Genomic DNA, 18,539 nt, shown 5'->3' on the forward strand with positions numbered 1-18,539 from the left:
TCTATTCAATGAAAATTACAGCAATCCATCTCTATGCAATTCGTTTACCACTACGTGATCCATTTATTATTAGCTACGGCACTTATTATGATATGCCTTCAATTATTGTAAAAATCGAAACAGATGAAGGAATTGTCGGCTATGGTGAAGGTGTAGCCGATGACCACGTTACAAGTGAAACGTGGGAAAGTACTTTTCATGTTTTAAAACATACGTTAGCGCCAGCCTTACTTGGCATGAATCCAATGAATATTGAGAAAATACACGACATCATGAATCAAACCATTTACGGCGTCCCTACTGCAAAAGCTGCGATTGACATTGCTTGTTTTGATGTGATGGGTAAAAAGTTAAAGCAACCTGTATATCAATTAATCGGTGGTCGTTATCATGAAGAGTTTCCGATTACTCATGTTTTAAGCATCGCTTCTCCAGAAGATATGGCAGAAGAAGCTGCTTCCATGATGAACAAAGGCTATCAATCTTTTAAAATGAAAGTCGGGACAGATGTCAAAAAAGATGTGGAAAGAATCGAAGCTGTGCGTGAACGAGTAGGAAGTAATATTGCTATTCGTGTTGATGTAAACCAAGGCTGGAAAAACAGTGCAAATACATTAACTGCCTTGCGCTCACTTAAACATTTGAACATCGATTGGATTGAACAGCCTGTTATAGCTGACGATATTGATGCTATGGCTTATATTCGCTCCAAAACAGACATACCGCTTATGATTGACGAAGGACTAAAAAATTCTCGTGAAATGCGCCAAATTATCAAAATGCAAGCAGCTGATAAAGTAAACATTAAACTAATGAAATGCGGTGGCATCTATCCTGCTGTTAAACTCGCTCATCAAGCAGAAATGGCCGGCATTGAATGCCAAGTTGGCTCCATGGTTGAATCATCTGTTGCTTCTTCGGCAGGATTCCATGTTGCCTTTTCTAAAAAAATCATTACAAGCGTCGAACTGACAGGGCCGTTAAAATTCACGAAAGATGTCGGCAATCTCTCCTATGACGTACCTTTTATTCGCTTAACGGAAAAGCCTGGATTAGGTGTTGATGTGAATGAAAATATACTACATGAATTAACAGTCTTTCAAGACGTTGTTCGCTAAAGGAGGACTACAACATGAACATTCTTTATGAAGGAACATTAAAACAAAACGAGCAAAGCTTTCAAGTTACACCATTATCTTTAGAGCACATCGAGCAAATTTTATCTTTGCAGGATGTTGTAATTGAAGCATTAGAAAATAAAGCTAGCTTACAACCGCTCTCACGCGAAGAATTTCAATACATACTAGATGGTAACGGTATGATGATTGGTGCATTTATAGAGCAAGAACTGATTGCATTTCGTGCTCTTTTAGCTCCGCCTATTGATGATGAACATTTAGGGCTTGATATCGGTTTAACACATGAAGAATTAGACCGCGTCATCTATCAAGAAATCTCAAATGTTCATCCAAAGTGCCGTGGTAATGGAATGCAAAAAATATTAGCAAAAGTGATTATGGAACAATTAACACAGTCAGACAGCAAATATGATTACGTTTGTTGTACAGTTGCGCCGTTTAATATTCCAAGTTTAAAAGATAAGTTTGCGCAAGGGATGGAGATTGCGGCGCTGAAGGAAAAGTATAACGATCGTATCCGTTATATTTTCGTTAAAGACTTGAAGATAGATGAAAAGAAAGACTGGAAAGCTATTGAAACACTTCCAATGCAGGATATAGCTGGTCAGCAAGAGCTATTAGCAGATGGATATCATGGGTACAAGATGGAAGAACAAGATGGAGAGTATTGGATTCGGTATGGAAAGTAGGACAATAGCCGTTACTCCCTAATATTCAATTACTTTTCTTGATTTTGTTTATTTCAAATACAAGAAAGGTGAGGTGCCCTTCTTAAGCTATTAAGCAAAATTACACTTTTTCTAAAAAGAACCCTGATTAAAATTAGGGTTCTTCTTAGCGTTCTAGAATAGAGAAGAACCCAGAAAGAATTGATAAATAACACAACAACCTTAAAAATGCATAATCTATATAGGTATGAGTTTAATTAGCTATGGAGGTACAAGAATGATAAAATTCCAATCTTTTAACGGTACCATAACCATGATTAGTGATTTTCCGATAGGAGAAAATGAGGCAGGAGCGGGTTGTTACAAATTAATATCTGTAGATAATGGATTTGGAACTTTAGTAAATTTCGTAGTAGCACCTACTACTTACTTTGTTGACAATGTAATAGTAGAAGTAGGAGATAGGGTAACTGGATATTATGATGCAAACGCGCCTGTTCCCCTCATATACCCTCCACAATTTCGAGCAATTGTTATGGCCAAAGATACACTGGATCGAAATGTGAAAGTAGACTATTTTAACAACCAATTAGAGAGCAGCGATGGCCAATTAAGATTAAATATTTCCCCATATACTCAAATTTTATTAATAAATGGGCAACCCTTTACCAGAATTCCTATAAACCGAAACCTAATTGTTGTCTATGGCGCTACCACCAAAAGTATACCAGCTCAAACCACTCCCTATAAAATTATTGTAATGTGTTAGTGATGTATAATCATTAATCAGTATTTTAAAATGGATTCCGAGCATTTACTCTTGCTGATGAATTTAATTTTAACCACTTTGATAACGTGAAAGAAAAATAAATATAGCTATATATTCCTTCTGATTCTTCAAAAATCAACAAGAGCCTATCCACATGGAGAGGCTCTTACTCACAGTCATATATCTATTCTTCATTTTTAACAAGCCACACACTCCACATGTCCAGAGTGTATGCGGCAATACATTAGGATGTTTGTGAGTTCAGTTATAAGAGGAGAAGCAATTATAAACTAAAACTGTAGTGTAATAGTAATCGCTCCAACGATGTCACTACTAAACCGTCATCTTCCAACTTGATAGCGCTAACCAGTTTTCCATTCCCTTATAATCAGGCATTATCTTCCCAACAAGACGCCAAAAAGAGCGATCATGATTTAAATGAACCATATGGCACATTTCATGAACAACTACATAGTCAATCACCCTCGGCGGTGCCATTGCCAGCTTCCAATTAAACGTTAATTGTAGATTGGAATCACAAGTTCCCCATGTACGGTTACTATCTGAAATACGGATGGAACGTGGCTTTATTTTAAAGTTACTTTGATAAGATTTTATACTCTTCTCTACTAACGCTTTACACTGCTGGTAATAAAATCGTTTTAAAGCTTGTTTTATTTTCTCATCCTCAAGCTCTTTCACATATATATGCAGCTTATCCCCTTCAAACACTGCATTGTCTTGCCCAATACTTGCATCTTGAGAAATCTGTATCGGATATGTGTTCCCTAAATATAAAAAGCTCTCGCCTTGATTATAAGCCTTCTCCTGTGGCCCGTGCATTCTCTCCTTCATTTCCTTACGTGTTTTCTGAATCCAATCCCATTTCTCCTCTAACAATTGGACTAAGTATTCAACAGGCGTTCCTTTTGGAGCTTGTACTTCCACATTCCCGTACGAATCTACATAAAGACGTACTGATTTTTTCTTCTTATAAGTTATATGAAAATGAATTGTCTCACCTAAATATGTATGTACCATTTCATCACCTATATATATCTAATTTGATTTTCTAACATATAAATTGTGGCTATGAAGAACAGAAAGAGACTTTCACTCATTTTCTCCTTCTGTTTTTACATGGCATGGGGCGAAAAAAGGCAATGACCGCTTCTACCTATGAGCGGATCCTCTCTCCCATCTAAAAGGAATGGTTTTATGTCGGTTTTTCAATCCGTATTTATATAGCGGATTTGTTCATATTATTTTTACAAATAAAAAAGAGTAGGTTACAAACACCCTACTCTATCTATTATATCATTTACTGCTTCACCATAAATGTTACAATACTTATCCTCTATACTTTACAGCTAATCCCTTTACGAAATTCCTTGCGTATCTATCACCGCACTCTTTGTAATTCTTATGGCCTTTCTTTCTTAATAGAGCGCCTAACTCTCCTTTTGTCACCTTAACTCCTACGCTATCTAATATAGCAAGCACATCCTCACTCGTTAAAGATAGTGCTATTTTCATTTTCTTTAGAAGAAGATTATTGGCACTTTCATTACTCTGTAAAGGTGCCGCAGGTTGTCCTGGTTTCGGATCTTGTTTTCCTCTTTTTAAAGTAATAAATCCATTTAAAAATGCCTCTAACATCATCATATCGCATGTTAATACGTAATCCTCTTCGACTACATCCGCATTTTCAGCCTCATGTTGTGGACTTTTCTTTACTTTTGTAAGCATATCAACTACTTCTTCTTTCGTTACTTCCATGCCACCAAGTTTAAATATTTCCACCATATCTATATCTTTTATATCCATAGCATATCTTACTCTCTTTAATATATCATTATTGCTCATAGCCATTGCTATTCCTCCTGAAATGTTGGTTATTTATCTAACCGTCAAAGTGTATTCTCTAACGTGCTTAAAAAACTATATATATCCAACTTGATTTTCCAACATATATATCCATTTTGATTTTCAAGCACCTAAGTCGCGGCTATGAAAACAAAAGAAGATCTCCACTCGCCTTCTCCTTTTGTTTTCACTTGGCATGGGGCGAAAAAAGGCAATGACCGCTTCTATGCATGGCCGGATGCTCTCTCCCATCTAAAAAAAGAATAGGTTGATGTTCGTTTTTTCATTTGGATTTATATATTATGTTAAATATAATTTTCAAACTACTGTCCGCTAAATTAATACTTTAACATTTTATCCTGATTAAAGTTTCACTTTATAATAACATTCTCAAATATTTTTCGAAGTTAACTCCCTCTACTTCAGGAATTTTTTCCAAGGAAGTATCATGAATGGCTGCTGTTAGAAATGCCTCTGCAAGCTGTACAGATTTTTCTAGGTCCTCTCCTCGCATCATGCTTCCCATTATGACCGAAGCAAATAGATCACCTGTACCAGAATAACTTTTACCATTATACAGAATCGCGTCATAAAAGGTTTTATTCTCGTCCAAATACATATTCCCGATAAACTGCTTATCTGGATTTGCTGACGGTGGATTCACGCCAGTTATGATCACCTTAGCATCAGTTTCTTGCTGCAATGTCTTTCCAGCTTCTTCTAACGCTTTGATAAAATCACTTTCATTTAAATAGCTATATAGTTTTTCATAAGATAATCCGGTTAATAGACAGCACTCCGTTACATTTGGTGTAATCACATCTGCACATTTCACAAGTTCTCTCATTCGTACTAACAATTCTTCTGTAAAAAGTTTATAGGCCTCCCCTATATCCCCCATCACAGGATCAACAAGTAAGATGTTCTCTTTTGTATGAAATTTATCTAAAAAACGAAAAATATTATCAATTTGCTCTCGGCCAGTTACGAAACCAGTATAGATTCCGTCAAAGGTTACATGAAGCTTGCTCCATTCCTCTTCGAAATATTGCATTTTAGATGTAAAATCTTCACAGAAAAAACTTGGATAACCTGTTTGTGAAGACAATATAGCAGTTGGTAAAGGACATGCCTGCACCCCCATTACCGAAAGAACCGGAATCGCGGCTGTTAATGAACATTTTCCAAAGGATGATAAATCCTGTATTACAGCGACTTTTTTCATAATAACCTCCATAAGATCTATCCCACTTAAGCTTTATTCATATTATCACAAATGAAAAATGGAAAAAATCCCCGATAATCCCGTGAAAAACTATACCTTTCACTTTCAACTAAGTTAAAGAGCTTTCTAACACTAAAAACTTACGCCTTCAATTCTATATTCACGAGTAGAAAGCGTCTCTTATAATATCGCTTGGAAATATTCGAATTCAATATAGTTTCGTTAATCCTTTTCAAAAAACTTAAAAAAGCAGCGCCCCCTAATCAGAGAGCTGGCTGCTTTTTTTTAAAATAAGTACACATGAGTTGATGTAATTCATTTCCCTCTAACTTTTGAGAGTTACACCATTTCACTGTCCCCTGTCTCATCAACACTCGCCTCAAACTTATCAAGCAATGCACGCACTTCATCTGTTGATTTCGTGCTCATCAATTGATTTCTTAATTCAGCAGCTCCATGGAATCCTTTTACATAAATTTTGAAAAAGCGATGAAGCCCTGTGATTGAACGTGGCAGTACTTCCGCATATTGATCTTGAAGATCAAGCTGTAGTCTTAAAAGATCAAGGTGTTCTTTACTGCTATGCTCTTTTGGCTCTTTTTCAAAAGCAAACGGATTTTTAAAAATACCTCGCCCAATCATAACACCATCAATACCATATTTTTCAGCAAGCTCCATCCCCGTTTGACGGTCAGGAATGTCCCCATTGATTGTTAGTAGCGTATTTGGTGCGATACGGTCACGTAATTTTTTGATCTCCGGAATTAGCTCCCAATGCGCATCTACTTGGCTCATTTCTTCTCTTGTACGTAAATGAATAGAAAGGTTCGCAATATCCTGTTTTAAAATATGCGTTAGCCACTCCTCCCACTCATTTACCTCCTTAAAGCCAAGTCGTGTTTTTACGCTAACAGGCAGTCCGCCCGCTTTTGCTGCTTGAATTAGTTCTGCTGCAACATCTGGACGCAGAATAAGGCCACTACCTTTTCCTCTTGATGCCACATTCGGTACTGGGCAGCCCATATTAATATCGATACCTTTAAATCCTAGCTCTGCCATGCCAATACTCATTTGACGGAAATATTCAGGATTATCTCCCCAAATATGCGCCACCATTGGCTGTTCATCTTCTGTAAAAATTAAACGGCCACGTACACTTTTCATACCTTCTGGATGACAATAGCTATCCGAGTTTGTAAACTCTGTGAAAAATACATCCGGTCGACCGGCTTCACTTACTACGTGACGAAAAACAACATCTGTCACATCTTCCATTGGTGCAAGTACAAAAAATGGTCGTGGTAAATCACGCCAAAAATTATCTATCATTTCAAACTCAAATCCTCTCAATATGGTTACAACTTCAAACTCTCGATTAAAAAATATAAAGCCAAATGTTACACTTATATCATGCTTCATAACTTATTATCAAACACAAGTACATTTGTGCATTTATAATTTGTGAAAATCGGCAATGTTTATTTTAACTAAAATCGATCCTAAATGGTATGTTTATAAACCAAAAAGCAGATGGTATAGATTTTTTCTATATCAACTGCTTTTCTATTATACCAACGCAAGCCAAGCCACACACTCCACATGCGTCGTATGCGGGAACATATCAACAGGCTGAACTTCCTGCGTTTTATATCCGCCTTCTTCTAATACTTTTAAGTCACGTGCAAGTGTCGCCGGATTACATGATACATATACAACGCGCTTTGGTTTCATGTCGATGATTGTGTTTAGTAATGCTTCATCGCAGCCTTTACGCGGCGGATCGACAACGATTGTATCGGCAATTACACCTTCTTTGTACCAGTTTGGAATAACGACTTCCGCTTCTCCTACTGCAAATTCAGCGTTTGTCATGTTGTTTAATGCAGCGTTTCGATTTGCGTCTTCTATTGCTTCTGGAACGATTTCAACGCCATATACTTTTTTTGCTTTTTGCGCTAGGAATAGTGAGATTGATCCGATTCCGCAATATGCGTCGATTACTGTTTCGTTCCCATCTAACTTCGCATACTCTAATGCTTTGTCATATAGCACTTTCGTTTGTTCTGGGTTTACTTGGTAGAAAGAACGTGCTGAGATAGCAAACTTAATATCACCGATAAAATCATAAATATATTCTGATCCGTATAGGACTGTTGTTGTGTCTCCGAAAATTACGTTTGTACGTTTCGTGTTTACGTTTTGAACGATTGATTTTACATTTGGGAACTTCGCTGTAATTTCTTCAATAATCGCCTTTTTATTTGGAAGTTCTGCCGTACGTGTAATAAAGACAAGCATAATTTCCCCTGTTACTTGTCCGTAACGAGCCATCACATGGCGGAGCGTTCCTTTATGGCGCTCTTCGTTATACGCTGAGATACCGTGTTTTTCACAAATACGTTTTACTTCTTGAATTAACGTATCGTTCTCTTCTGCTTGAATTAAGCATGTTTCCATATTGATGATGTCATGTGTTCCTTGACGATAGAAACCAGCTACAAGCCCGCCTTCACGTTCTCCAATTGGTACTTGTGCTTTATTTCGATAAACCCAAGGATTCTGCATACCGAGAACAGGATGAACTGGTACATCTTGTAGTCCACCGATGCGCTGCATTACGTCACGCACTTGTTTTTGTTTTGCTTGTAGTTGTCCTTCATATGTTAAATGCTGAAGCTGACAACCGCCGCATTGGTTATAAACTGGACATTCTGCATCTTTACGATATGGACTTTCTGTATGAAGCTTCATTAAACGACCAAACGCGAAATTCTTCTTTACTTTAATAATTTTAATTTGTGCTTCTTCACCTGGTAATCCATTTTTGACGAAAATAGGATATCCTTTTACTTTCGCAACACCGGCACCATCATGTGTTAAATCTTCAAATACTACATCTATGAACTCGTTTTTTTCAACTGGTGGCGTCATTTTATTAACCATTTTCCGACCTCTCTTTTTCATAACACTGCGTTACATTTTATCATACTTACATGGTCTTTTTCTATTGGAAGAAAAAAAGCTATTGACGGTGCTTCTCTATTAATGTTACGCTACTAATAATTTAATACGGACGATGTTACCTCATATATACTCGATAATATGGATCGAGAGTTTCTACCCGGCAACCGAGAATTGCTGGACTATGGGGAAAACTAATGAATACTAGCTTTTTGTGTATACAAAGACTCATATTGATTAGCTTTCTCTCATAGATGAAAGTGAATCCATATGGGTCTTTTTTATTTTTTACTTTTCTAAAAGGTCAGACATCTTACGTATGACATAAAACTTCTCTAACTTTATTTTCATTTTGATTTCCAAGCATATAAGCTGCGGCTATAAAGAATGAAAAGTGACCAGCTCTCGCTTCCTCTTTTTGGTTTCACTTGGTACGGAGCTGAAAAAGGCACTGACTGCTTCTACGCTTGGCTGGATTCTCTCTTCAACCTAAAAAAGGATGTCGGTTTTTCAAGCATATAATCCGCGGCCATGAAAAACAAAAGGTGACCTACTCTCGTTTTCTCTTTATGGTTTCACTTGGCATGGGGCTAAAAAAGGACCTGACCGCTTCTATGCTTGGCTGGATTCTCTTTTCCCTCTAAAGGAAAGGGCTTTTATGTCGGTTTTTATGCTGGTTTTTCAATTTGTATTTATTAGTTATATAACGAGCGTTTTATGCAAAAACTTTATACGAACTTCTGAAAGGGGCAACTACATGCAATATGTAATGAGCATTATCGGTATTCTTGCCGTGTTAGGTTTATGTTTTGCTTTGTCAAACAACAAAAGTAAAATCAACTTCCGTGCAATTGCTATTATGATTGGTTTCCAAATTTTAATTGGTTGGTTTATGTTTGGCACAAAGATTGGTCAGCAAATTATCATTTTTATTAGTAAAGTTTTCAACAAGCTGATTAAACTTGGTACAACAGGTGTTGATTTCCTCTTTAACGGAATCCAAAGAGACTTTGTCTTTTTCTTAAATGTACTATTAATTATCGTCTTTTTCTCAGCACTACTTTCTATTTTTAGTTATTTAGGCGTTTTACCATTCATCGTTCGCGTTGTCGGCGGTGCGATTTCAAAAATTACTGGTTTACCACGCGTTGAATCATTCCATGCAGTGAACTCTGTATTCTTCGGTTCAAGTGAAGCATTAATCGTTATTAAAAATGATTTAAAACATTTCAATAAAAACCGTATGTTTATCATTTGCTGTTCAGCAATGAGCTCGGTTTCAGCTTCTGTTACAGCATCTTACGTTATGATGTTAGATGCAAAATATGTACTAGCAGCACTTCCATTGAACTTATTCTCTAGCTTAATTGTTTGTTCATTATTAACACCAGTTGACACACAAAAAGAAGAAGAAGTAGTTCAAAAATTTGATAGAAGCCTATTCGGTGACAGCTTTATCGGTGCAATGATTAACGGTGCACTAGACGGCTTAAAAGTAGCAGGTATCGTTGCTGCTTTAATGATTGCCTTTATCGGTGTTATGGAAGTTGTAAACTACGTAATTAGTGCAGCTTCAGGCGCAATGGGATATGCGATTACACTGCAACAAATCTTCGGTTATGTTCTTGCTCCATTTGCATTCCTAATGGGTATTCCAGCTCACGATATCATCCCAGCTGGTGGAATTATGGGAACAAAAATTGTGTTAAATGAATTCGTAGCTATTCTTGATTTAAAAGAAGTTGCAAAAACGTTATCTCCACGTACAGTTGGAATCGTTACCGTATTCTTAATTAGCTTCGCAAGTATTAGTCAAATCGGTGCGATTGTCGGTACAATCCGTGCCCTGTCTGAAAAACAAGGAAGCGTCGTATCTAAGTTTGGCTGGAAAATGCTATTTGCATCCACACTTGCTTCTATTTTATCCGCTACGATTGCTGGATTATTTATTTAATCATGAATCACCCTATCTTCTTCTATTTCGAGAGGATAAGGGTGATTTTTTCATCTCAAAAAGTGAGCATCTAATAATATGCAAAATTGCATACACCCTTTCATAAAATTTCTCTTTTATATATCAAGAGATAAATATATACTAATATTGGTCAGAAAATCTTTTTTGTCTATTTGCAGTGAAGAAATATCCAACAACAAAAACCAAAAGTGAAAAGAGTGTTCTTTAAAACTACCTTCGAAAACTACTATTTTCGAAGGTAATTTTTTTGTTCAAAAAAATTTTACACAAGACAAATTCTTTGCAAATACACATCATTTTTGTCGAATTCTCCCAAAAGAGTTATTCCCCTCTATATTCCATAGTGATATGATAGACAAGGGTATGCTTTACATAAACAATCTCTTATAAAAAAACAGATAGAGAATTTATTACATATAAGAGCCAAATATAAAAACACAATAGAAGGATGATATTATGAAGAAATATGCATGTATCGCTTTGCTTTCTTCTGCTATTCTCGTAGGTTGTAACACTAGTACTGCTAGTGAAAAACAAACAAAAGAAGCAACTTACAAGGGCAAACACGAAACGAAGGAAGTACAGACCAAAGCAGTAGAAATACCTTTAACACAAGGAATCATTTCATGGGATCCATTTGAATACAACGCAAAAAATACGACACTTTATACAAAAGGTTTAAAGGATTCATTTAAAGAAGTGCGTTACAATATTTGGCGTACAGCTGACGGCCCTGAAAGTAAACAAACCTTTGTATCACAAGACAAAGCTCGTGATTTTGCTCTCCCGTTTCATTTACAATCATTTCATTTAAAACGTGGAGAATTTCAAATTGAAACAGTGGGATTAAAAGATGACAACACAGAAGTTCCCCTAGTGAAATCTACGATTACATTCCAGCAATATGTACCTTTCCTTATGTACCATGCGATTGAAAAATACCCTGGACCAAGTGATGGTGATTTAGGTTTATATGTACCACCAGAACAGTTTGAAAAGCATATGCAATATTTAAAAGATAACGGTTATACAATGTTAACGTTTGAACGTTGGGGTGATGTAAACCGCGTCAATAAGCCTGTCTTTGTAACAATGGATGATGGTCGAAAAAACAATATGAATGCTCTTCATATTTTACAAAAATTAAAAGATGATACATTCCAACCAGCAGCAACAGAATTCCTCGTTTCAAGTACTATTGATACACCAAATCGTCTTACGACAGATGATATAAAACAAATGCTTGATTCAGGTATTTTTTCCATTCAATCTCATACTGCTAACCATACAATGATGGCTTATACAGCTAATTATGATGAAGAATTACGTGCATCAAAAGAAAAAATCGAAAATCTTACAGGCAAAAAGGTCATTGCCCTTGCCTATCCGGTAGGTTCTTATAATGATCCAGCTGTGGAAGAAACGAAGAAACATTATGAATTTGCAGTAACTACCGATTATGGAACTCATATTACAAAAGGCACGCCGAATGAACAATACTTAATTAAGCGACACTTTGTTGGCCCTAATACAACAATGGCCCAGTTCATGTCGCTTGTAAAAGAAAAATATTAATCGTTTTTTAGGCTACTTTTATGAAAAAGTAGCCTTTTCTTTACTTTTCCAACTTTAAAATCAGCTTAAATTTTAGTCTTGAACATGTAGTACCACTTTCTTAAATGTTATAATTTGTAAAAAACACATTGGAGGTTCCGATGAAATTACATGCTCTTTTTGATTTCCTACATCTATTATTTTTAAGTATAAAAAGTCATTATGTTTTTGGCATTCCTAGTTATGTATTTTTAATTCCTTTCATCTTTGTTGTCGGCTACATTGTTATCATTTGTAACAAACCCGCAAAGAGAAAAAGACTTCGCAGTAGAGAAACTTCTTAACTATTTATTTCTTTGAACTACCACCACTTTATTATAACGATATAAAGTGAAACTTTAATCAGCCCGCCCCCACCTATCTTCCTCGTTTTTTGAGGTGAGATGCTGGATAAAAGTGAATACACATTGAGTTCTATTTATATTTTTGAAATTTTCTTGTATTATGTATATAAGAAATCTTTCGAATAAAGGAGATTATACATATGTCATTTGAACAAACGTTAGAAAAGTATGCTGCTCTTGCAGTCAATGTCGGTGTTAATATTCAGCCTGGACAAACATTATCTATTAATGCCCCACTTGAAGCTGCTCCATTTGTCCGTCTTGTTACAGAAAAGGCATATAAATCAGGTGCAAAACATGTATATGTAGATTGGAACGATGAAGTATTAACACGTTTAAAATTTGATTTAGCCCCTGAAGAAGCATTCTCAGAATTTCCTGCTTGGAAGGCACATGCACGTGAAGAATTAGCAAAAGAAGGCGCTGCATTTATGTCCATCTATGCAGAAAATCCAGATTTATTAAAAGGTGTAGATGCTAAAAAAATTGCAAGTGCTCATAAAGTTGCTGGAGAAGCAATGAAAGTATACCGTGATTATGTACAAGCAGATAAAGTAAGCTGGTGTGTGATCTCTGTTCCTACGAAAGAATGGGCAGCTAAGGTATTCCCTGATGTGGCACCGGAAGAGCAGGAAGCAAAACTGTGGGATGCAATTTTCCAAGCAACTCGTGCAAACCTAGAAAACCCTGTGGAAGCATGGAAAAAACATGATGAAACATTACATAAAAAAGTAGACTACTTAAATGAAAAACATTATAAAGCTCTTCATTATACAGGTCCTGGAACAGATTTAACAATTGAACTTCCAGAAAAACATGTATGGGCTGGAGCTGGTAGCCTAAATGAAAAGAATGTACCATTTATGGCTAATATTCCAACAGAAGAAGTATTTACAATGCCATTAAAAACAGGTGTAAATGGACAAGTATCAAGCACAAAACCATTAGTTTTTGGAGGCAACATCATTGATAACTTTACACTTACATTCGAAAATGGACGTATTGTAGGCTATAAAGCTGACGTTGGCGAAGAAGCTTTAAAACATTTAGTTGAGACAGATGAAGGCTCTCACTTCTTAGGAGAAGTTGCATTAGTACCTCATGATTCACCAATTTCTAACACAAATATTTTATTCTATAATACGCTATTTGATGAAAATGCATCTTGCCATTTAGCAATTGGAAATGCTTATGCATTTAACTTAGAAGGCGGTAAAACAATGTCAAAAGAAGAGCTTGTAGAAAATGGTGCAAACGCTAGTATTACACATGAAGACTTTATGATTGGTTCTGCTGAGCTTGATATTGACGGTATTACAGCGGACGGCACACATGAACCGATTTTCCGTAAAGGGAATTGGGCATTCTAAATCAAAACTTTATAAATCCTAATGAAAAACACTCTTTTTTAGAGTGTTTTTTTATTTGGGCTGTGGAAAGTCTTTGACGCAAGATGGTAAATAAAATTTTATCAGCGATTTCCCAAATATATCGACCATTTCTCAAAATATATCGGCGCAATTTCAAATATATCAGCAATTCGACAAAGGATATCGACTAACCGACAAATAACAACAATAAATAAGAGACTGCCAACTCTTATTTCCCAACAAACAAAATAAAGTAGCTATCTTCCGTAGAAGATAGCTACTAACAAATAGAAATTACAATCCTAACGAAATATATTTAATTTCTAAATATTCCTCGATTCCAAAATAACCGCCTTCACGACCAATCCCACTTTCTTTAAATCCACCAAATGGAGCTTGTGCAACGGATGGAAGTCCATCGTTCAAGCCAATAATTCCATATTCTAATGCTTCACTAATTTGAAAGGCTTGGCTAATATCTTTTGTAAATACATACGCCGCTAAACCATATGGCGTGTTATTCGCACGCTCAATGACTTCTTCTACCGTTTCAAATTTCGCAACTGGTGCAACTGGACCAAATGTTTCTTCATTCATACATAACATTGTGTCATTGGCGCCTCCAATGACCGTTGGCTCAATGAAGTGACCATTTAATTCTGTAAGTGTTTGGCCTCCATACAGAATTTCGCCACCTTTTTTAATTGCATCTTCAATATGTTCCTGTACTTTTTCTACAGCATTGGCATCGATAAGTGGTCCTACAGTCGTACCTTCTCCAAATCCATCACCTACTTTAAGCTGTCCTACTGCCTTTTGGAATTTCGCTGCGAACTCTCCATACACCGCTTCTTGCACAAATACACGATTTGTACATATACATGTTTGCCCAGCATTACGGAATTTCGAACCAATTACTGCTTCTACTGCTTTATCTAAATCCGCATCGTTCATTACGATGAATGGAGCATGACCACCTAGCTCAAGCGAAACTTTCTTCATCGTTTTCGCAGCTCCACACATTAATTCTTTGCCAATTTCAGTTGATCCTGTAAATGAAACCTTTCTTACGCGTCCATCTTCCATCCAAGTATCGGCAATTGCCTTTGCACTACCTGTTACAATGTTTAAAACACCTTTTGGGATATCAGCTTCATGTGCAAGTTCAGCTAATTTTAATGCTGTTAACGGTGTTTGACTTGCAGGTTTTACAACTGCTGTACAGCCTGCTGCAAGTGCTGGGGCTACTTTTCTTGTAATCATTGCCGCTGGAAAATTCCATGGGGTAATCGCTGCAATAACGCCCACAGGTTGCTTCGTTACTAAAATGCGTTTATTCGGGTGAGAAGCTGGGATCATGTCACCGTATACTCGTTTCCCTTCTTCCGCATACCACTCTACAAAGCTATTTGCATAGTTCACTTCCCCAAGTGCTTCTGCAAACGGCTTTCCTTGTTCTTTCGTCATAATCGCTGCAATTTCTTCTTTGTTTTCATCAATTAATGTAAACCATTTTTTTAATTTTTGTGCACGGTCAGCTGCCGTTAATTTTGACCAAGATTTAAAAGCTTCATGTGCGGCATCTACAGCTTGCTTTGCCTCAGTGACCCCACCTTTTGGAACAGTTGCAAATACTTCCTGCGTAGCCGGATTATTAATCTCAATTTGTTCCTGTAGCTTAATCCATTCTCCATTTATATACATCGCTTTTTGATCTAAGTTTACATACGTCGCTTTTTTATCCAATGTTCTCTTCCTCCTTTATATTCTCTTCATTTTCTAAGTTGTTTCCTTCATACTTACCGAAAATCATTCTAACAAAGAAATAGCCTCCAAAAACTACCCAGCCTAATACCATTAACCACTCATATGGCCAAATTAATGCAGCTGGCATTCCAGGCATATATAGCAAAATAAACCCAATACTTAGGATCGTTGCAATACTTCCAACAACTTTTCCTTTTTTCACTTTGAATGGTCGCTTCATATTCGGATCCTTTTTACGTAGTACTAAAAAGGACAGGCTAACTAATAGATAAGAAACAACAATGCCAAGCCCACCAGCATCTACAATCCAAACGAGTGCTGGTCTTCCTAGTAATGGTGCAAAGAATGAAAGCATCCCTAAAAATATAATAGCATTTGAAGGTGTTTTATATTTTGGGTGGACTTTCCCAAACCAAGCTGGAACCATTCCTGTTTTCGCCATTGCATATAAGACGCGACTACCCCCTATAATAAAAGCATTCCAACTTGTAATAATTCCTGCTAATCCACCAAAAATTAAGATATTCGCAAAGATTTTCGAACCAAATACAGCTCCCATTGCATCAGCTGTTGCTAGTTTTGTCTGCATTAATGTATTTTGATCTAACGCCATCGATACACCTAAAGCAATTAAAAGATAAAAAATGACGGCACAAACGACAGAGAAAATTAAAAGCTTTCCAATTTCTTTGAACGGAAGATTAACTTCTTCTGCTACTTGTGGAATGACATCAAAACCAACAAATAAAAACGGAACCATAATAAGGACAGCCATCACACCGCCCGCACCGTCTATAAAAAACGGTTCTAAGTTTTTCGTATCGCCATTCAAGCCAGCACCAAAGACAAGCATGATACCTGTCGCGACAATGAATATTGTAAATACGCTTTGAAATACCGCTGCTGTTTTTACCCCAAAATAGTTAATAGCTGTAATAAGGAGTGCTCCCCCCATCCCAATCATTGCCCATGTTAAATATACATCCCAGCCACCAATTGTCCATAAATATATGCTTTGATAGTCTGGTAGTACATAGTCTACAACGGTTGGAAGTGCAACAGCCTCAAAAGTAACAACTGATACATAGCCTAGTACCATTGCCCAAGAAGCAATAAAGGCTGCCTTCTTTCCAAATGCCTTATATACATATAATAAACCGCCGCCAGTTTCTGGCATAGCTGAGGCAAGCTCAGCATATGTTAATCCAACGAAAATAACAAGTAATCCGCCTATAATAAAAGCAATAACTGCCCCCATAGAACCAGCAGACGTAACCCAATCCCCCGAAAGTACAACCCACCCCCATCCAAGCATTGCACCTATCGCAAGGAAAAGAACATCAAAACGTGATAGTACTTTTTTAAGTTCCTTCTTCTCTCCCAACTAAATATTCCTCCCCTATAAACTTCTTAATTTTCCTAGTAGCTGCAGATTGACTTATTTTCAGGAATTCTGCGACTTTATAACTTGATCCATGTGTTTTATACGCTTTAAGAATAATATTTCGTTCTACTTCTTCCAACATTTTATAGAGGCTTTGACCGGATTGCTCAACTGTAGATTCCTGCATAGATATCGGTAAGTCTTCTATCATGACAATGTCATCAGCAGTAATGACAATCCTTTCAATTACGTTTTCTATTTCTCTATTATTTCCTTCCCAAGGATACCCTACGAGTATTTGTAATGTGCTAGGTGCTAACTTTACATCACGTCCATATTTTTCATTAAAATGTTGTAGGTAATGATAAACTAACGGTAAAATATCTTCTGTTCTCTCGCGCAGCGGCGGAATTTGAATCGGTATGACATTAAGACGATAATATAAGTCTTTCCGAAACGTCCCTTGCTTTACCATTTCAGCTAAATCCCTATTCGTAGCTGCCACAATTCGAACATCTACTTTTTTTAGTTCTCTACCTCCTACTGGGCGGAATGTTTTTTCTTGTAGCACTTGCAGCAGTTTCGCCTGAATTTCAAGTGGCATTTCACCGATTTCATCTAAAAAAAGAGTCCCTTTATGAGCTAACTCCAAAATGCCCTTTTTCCCTTCGCGATTTGCGCCTGTAAAAGAACCACCTGAGTAGCCAAACAGTTCCGATTCAATTAAGTTTGTCGGTAATGCCGCACAGTTAATTTCATAAAACATTTCATTTTTGCGATGACTCACTTCATGCAAATGACGTACTAATCTACTTTTCCCTACTCCAGTCTCACCTAAAATAAGAACTGTACTATCTACCATAGATACTTTTTTGATTGTTGCGACTATTTTTTGCATAGCTATACTTTTAAAAATAAGTCCTTCATATTCATACGTTTCTCTTAACTCTTTTTTATATGTCTTTAACTGATTATCCATCTCCTCTACCTTTTTTCGTAATTGATAGAGTTCCGTAAGGTCACGAGAGTAACTAATCACCCTTCGTAAATTCCCTTGTTCATCAAAAACAGGTCTTGTTCGAACGTGCAAATACTCTCCCGACTTTGTTGTTTGAACAAGTTCAATTGGCTTTTTCTTCTCAATTACTTCCAATGTTGCAGATGGATAAAAAATCCCTTCTTTTTGCAGCTCTTTTACATGTTTTCCTACTAGCTCTTCAGCAGATAATTGATAGTGTCTTTCACATGTGCTATTTACACGGACAACAGTCCCTTTCTCATCCGTAACAAAAATCTCATCAAATGCATATTCAAACACATCTTTTAAATCCATAAATGCTCGTTCCTTTTCTGCAACCATTCCAGCCACTCCTCAAATTCAGGGTCCATTGCTTCACTTTATTATTACTTACATTTCATTATAAAGTGAAATCTTTATTTAAGGGAATTTTCTGTAT

15 protein-coding genes and 1 riboswitch are annotated in these 18,539 nt (G+C 36.6%); of the genes, 7 read left to right on the forward strand and 8 right to left on the reverse strand.

Translation table 11 applies throughout. From position 1 onward, the window contains the following. Positions 1-8 precede the first annotated feature (8 nt). The 3 genes from AC1M36_RS21630 (at position 9) to AC1M36_RS21640 (ending at position 2,576) form a co-directional block, all read left to right on the forward strand. Positions 9-1,118 (forward strand): mandelate racemase/muconate lactonizing enzyme family protein, encoded by a 1,110-nt coding sequence (locus tag AC1M36_RS21630; RefSeq protein WP_336453221.1) that lies wholly within the window; start codon positions 9-11, stop codon positions 1,116-1,118. Between the two features lie 14 nt (positions 1,119-1,132). Further along, on the forward strand, positions 1,133-1,828 hold the full coding sequence (locus tag AC1M36_RS21635) for a GNAT family N-acetyltransferase (protein WP_336453220.1): 696 nt from the start codon (positions 1,133-1,135) through the stop codon (positions 1,826-1,828). A 256-nt stretch (positions 1,829-2,084) separates the two neighbouring features. Next, positions 2,085-2,576 carry a hypothetical protein gene (locus AC1M36_RS21640; RefSeq protein ID WP_336453219.1) on the forward strand — a complete coding sequence of 164 codons (492 nt, stop codon included), beginning with the start codon at positions 2,085-2,087 and terminating at the stop codon, positions 2,574-2,576. A 333-nt stretch (positions 2,577-2,909) separates the two neighbouring features. Here AC1M36_RS21640 and AC1M36_RS21645 read toward each other — a convergent pair whose 3' ends face one another. The 5 genes from AC1M36_RS21645 to rlmD form a co-directional block, all read right to left on the reverse strand. After that, entirely contained in the window at positions 2,910-3,617 is a 708-nt protein-coding gene (locus AC1M36_RS21645; protein ID WP_336453218.1) for a M48 family metallopeptidase, read from the reverse strand. 309 nt (positions 3,618-3,926) lie between these two features. Next, complete coding sequence (locus tag AC1M36_RS21650; protein ID WP_479846180.1) at positions 3,927-4,448, reverse strand: YehS family protein; 522 nt, start codon at positions 4,446-4,448, stop codon at positions 3,927-3,929. Positions 4,449-4,818: 370 nt separating this feature from the next. Beyond that, complete coding sequence (locus AC1M36_RS21655; protein WP_336453216.1) at positions 4,819-5,667, reverse strand: pyridoxamine kinase; 849 nt, start codon at positions 5,665-5,667, stop codon at positions 4,819-4,821. A gap of 339 nt (positions 5,668-6,006) precedes the next feature. Beyond that, positions 6,007-6,996, reverse strand: coding sequence for a tRNA dihydrouridine synthase (locus AC1M36_RS21660; RefSeq protein ID WP_336453344.1), 990 nt, complete (start codon positions 6,994-6,996; stop codon positions 6,007-6,009). A gap of 237 nt (positions 6,997-7,233) precedes the next feature. After that, positions 7,234-8,610: a 23S rRNA (uracil(1939)-C(5))-methyltransferase RlmD gene (gene rlmD / locus AC1M36_RS21665; protein WP_336453215.1), complete on the reverse strand. Its 1,377-nt coding sequence runs from the start codon at positions 8,608-8,610 to the stop codon at positions 7,234-7,236. Between the two features lie 121 nt (positions 8,611-8,731). Continuing rightward, positions 8,732-8,833: riboswitch (purine riboswitch) on the forward strand. A gap of 552 nt (positions 8,834-9,385) precedes the next feature. Here rlmD and AC1M36_RS21670 point away from each other — a divergent pair. The 4 genes from AC1M36_RS21670 to AC1M36_RS21685 all read left to right on the forward strand — a co-directional run bounded on the left by AC1M36_RS21670 (position 9,386) and on the right by AC1M36_RS21685 (position 13,931). Next, complete coding sequence (locus tag AC1M36_RS21670) at positions 9,386-10,582, forward strand: NupC/NupG family nucleoside CNT transporter (RefSeq protein WP_336453214.1); 1,197 nt, start codon at positions 9,386-9,388, stop codon at positions 10,580-10,582. A 477-nt stretch (positions 10,583-11,059) separates the two neighbouring features. Beyond that, positions 11,060-12,178 (forward strand): polysaccharide deacetylase family protein, encoded by a 1,119-nt coding sequence (locus AC1M36_RS21675; protein WP_336453213.1) that lies wholly within the window; start codon positions 11,060-11,062, stop codon positions 12,176-12,178. Positions 12,179-12,318: 140 nt separating this feature from the next. Continuing rightward, positions 12,319-12,501, forward strand: a complete 183-nt coding sequence (locus AC1M36_RS21680) for a hypothetical protein (RefSeq protein WP_336453212.1) — start codon at positions 12,319-12,321, stop codon at positions 12,499-12,501. Positions 12,502-12,701: 200 nt separating this feature from the next. Beyond that, positions 12,702-13,931: an aminopeptidase gene (locus tag AC1M36_RS21685; RefSeq protein ID WP_336453211.1), complete on the forward strand. Its 1,230-nt coding sequence runs from the start codon at positions 12,702-12,704 to the stop codon at positions 13,929-13,931. 294 nt (positions 13,932-14,225) lie between these two features. On the opposite strand, the gene AC1M36_RS21690 is transcribed toward AC1M36_RS21685, so the two are convergent. From AC1M36_RS21690 to AC1M36_RS21700, 3 genes are read right to left on the reverse strand one after another with little or no spacing between them, the layout of a single operon-like run. Continuing rightward, positions 14,226-15,677, reverse strand: coding sequence for an NAD-dependent succinate-semialdehyde dehydrogenase (locus tag AC1M36_RS21690; RefSeq protein WP_336453210.1), 1,452 nt, complete (start codon positions 15,675-15,677; stop codon positions 14,226-14,228). Further along, positions 15,670-17,082 (reverse strand): APC family permease, encoded by a 1,413-nt coding sequence (locus tag AC1M36_RS21695; RefSeq protein ID WP_336453209.1) that lies wholly within the window; start codon positions 17,080-17,082, stop codon positions 15,670-15,672. The genes AC1M36_RS21690 and AC1M36_RS21695 overlap by 8 nt, the downstream gene beginning before the upstream one ends. Continuing rightward, entirely contained in the window at positions 17,060-18,442 is a 1,383-nt protein-coding gene (locus AC1M36_RS21700) for a sigma-54 interaction domain-containing protein (RefSeq protein ID WP_336453208.1), read from the reverse strand. The genes AC1M36_RS21695 and AC1M36_RS21700 overlap by 23 nt, the downstream gene beginning before the upstream one ends. Between the last annotated feature and the right edge of the window lie 97 nt (positions 18,443-18,539).

The sequence above is a fragment of the Bacillus sp. Medicinal_06 genome (assembly GCF_056711665.1).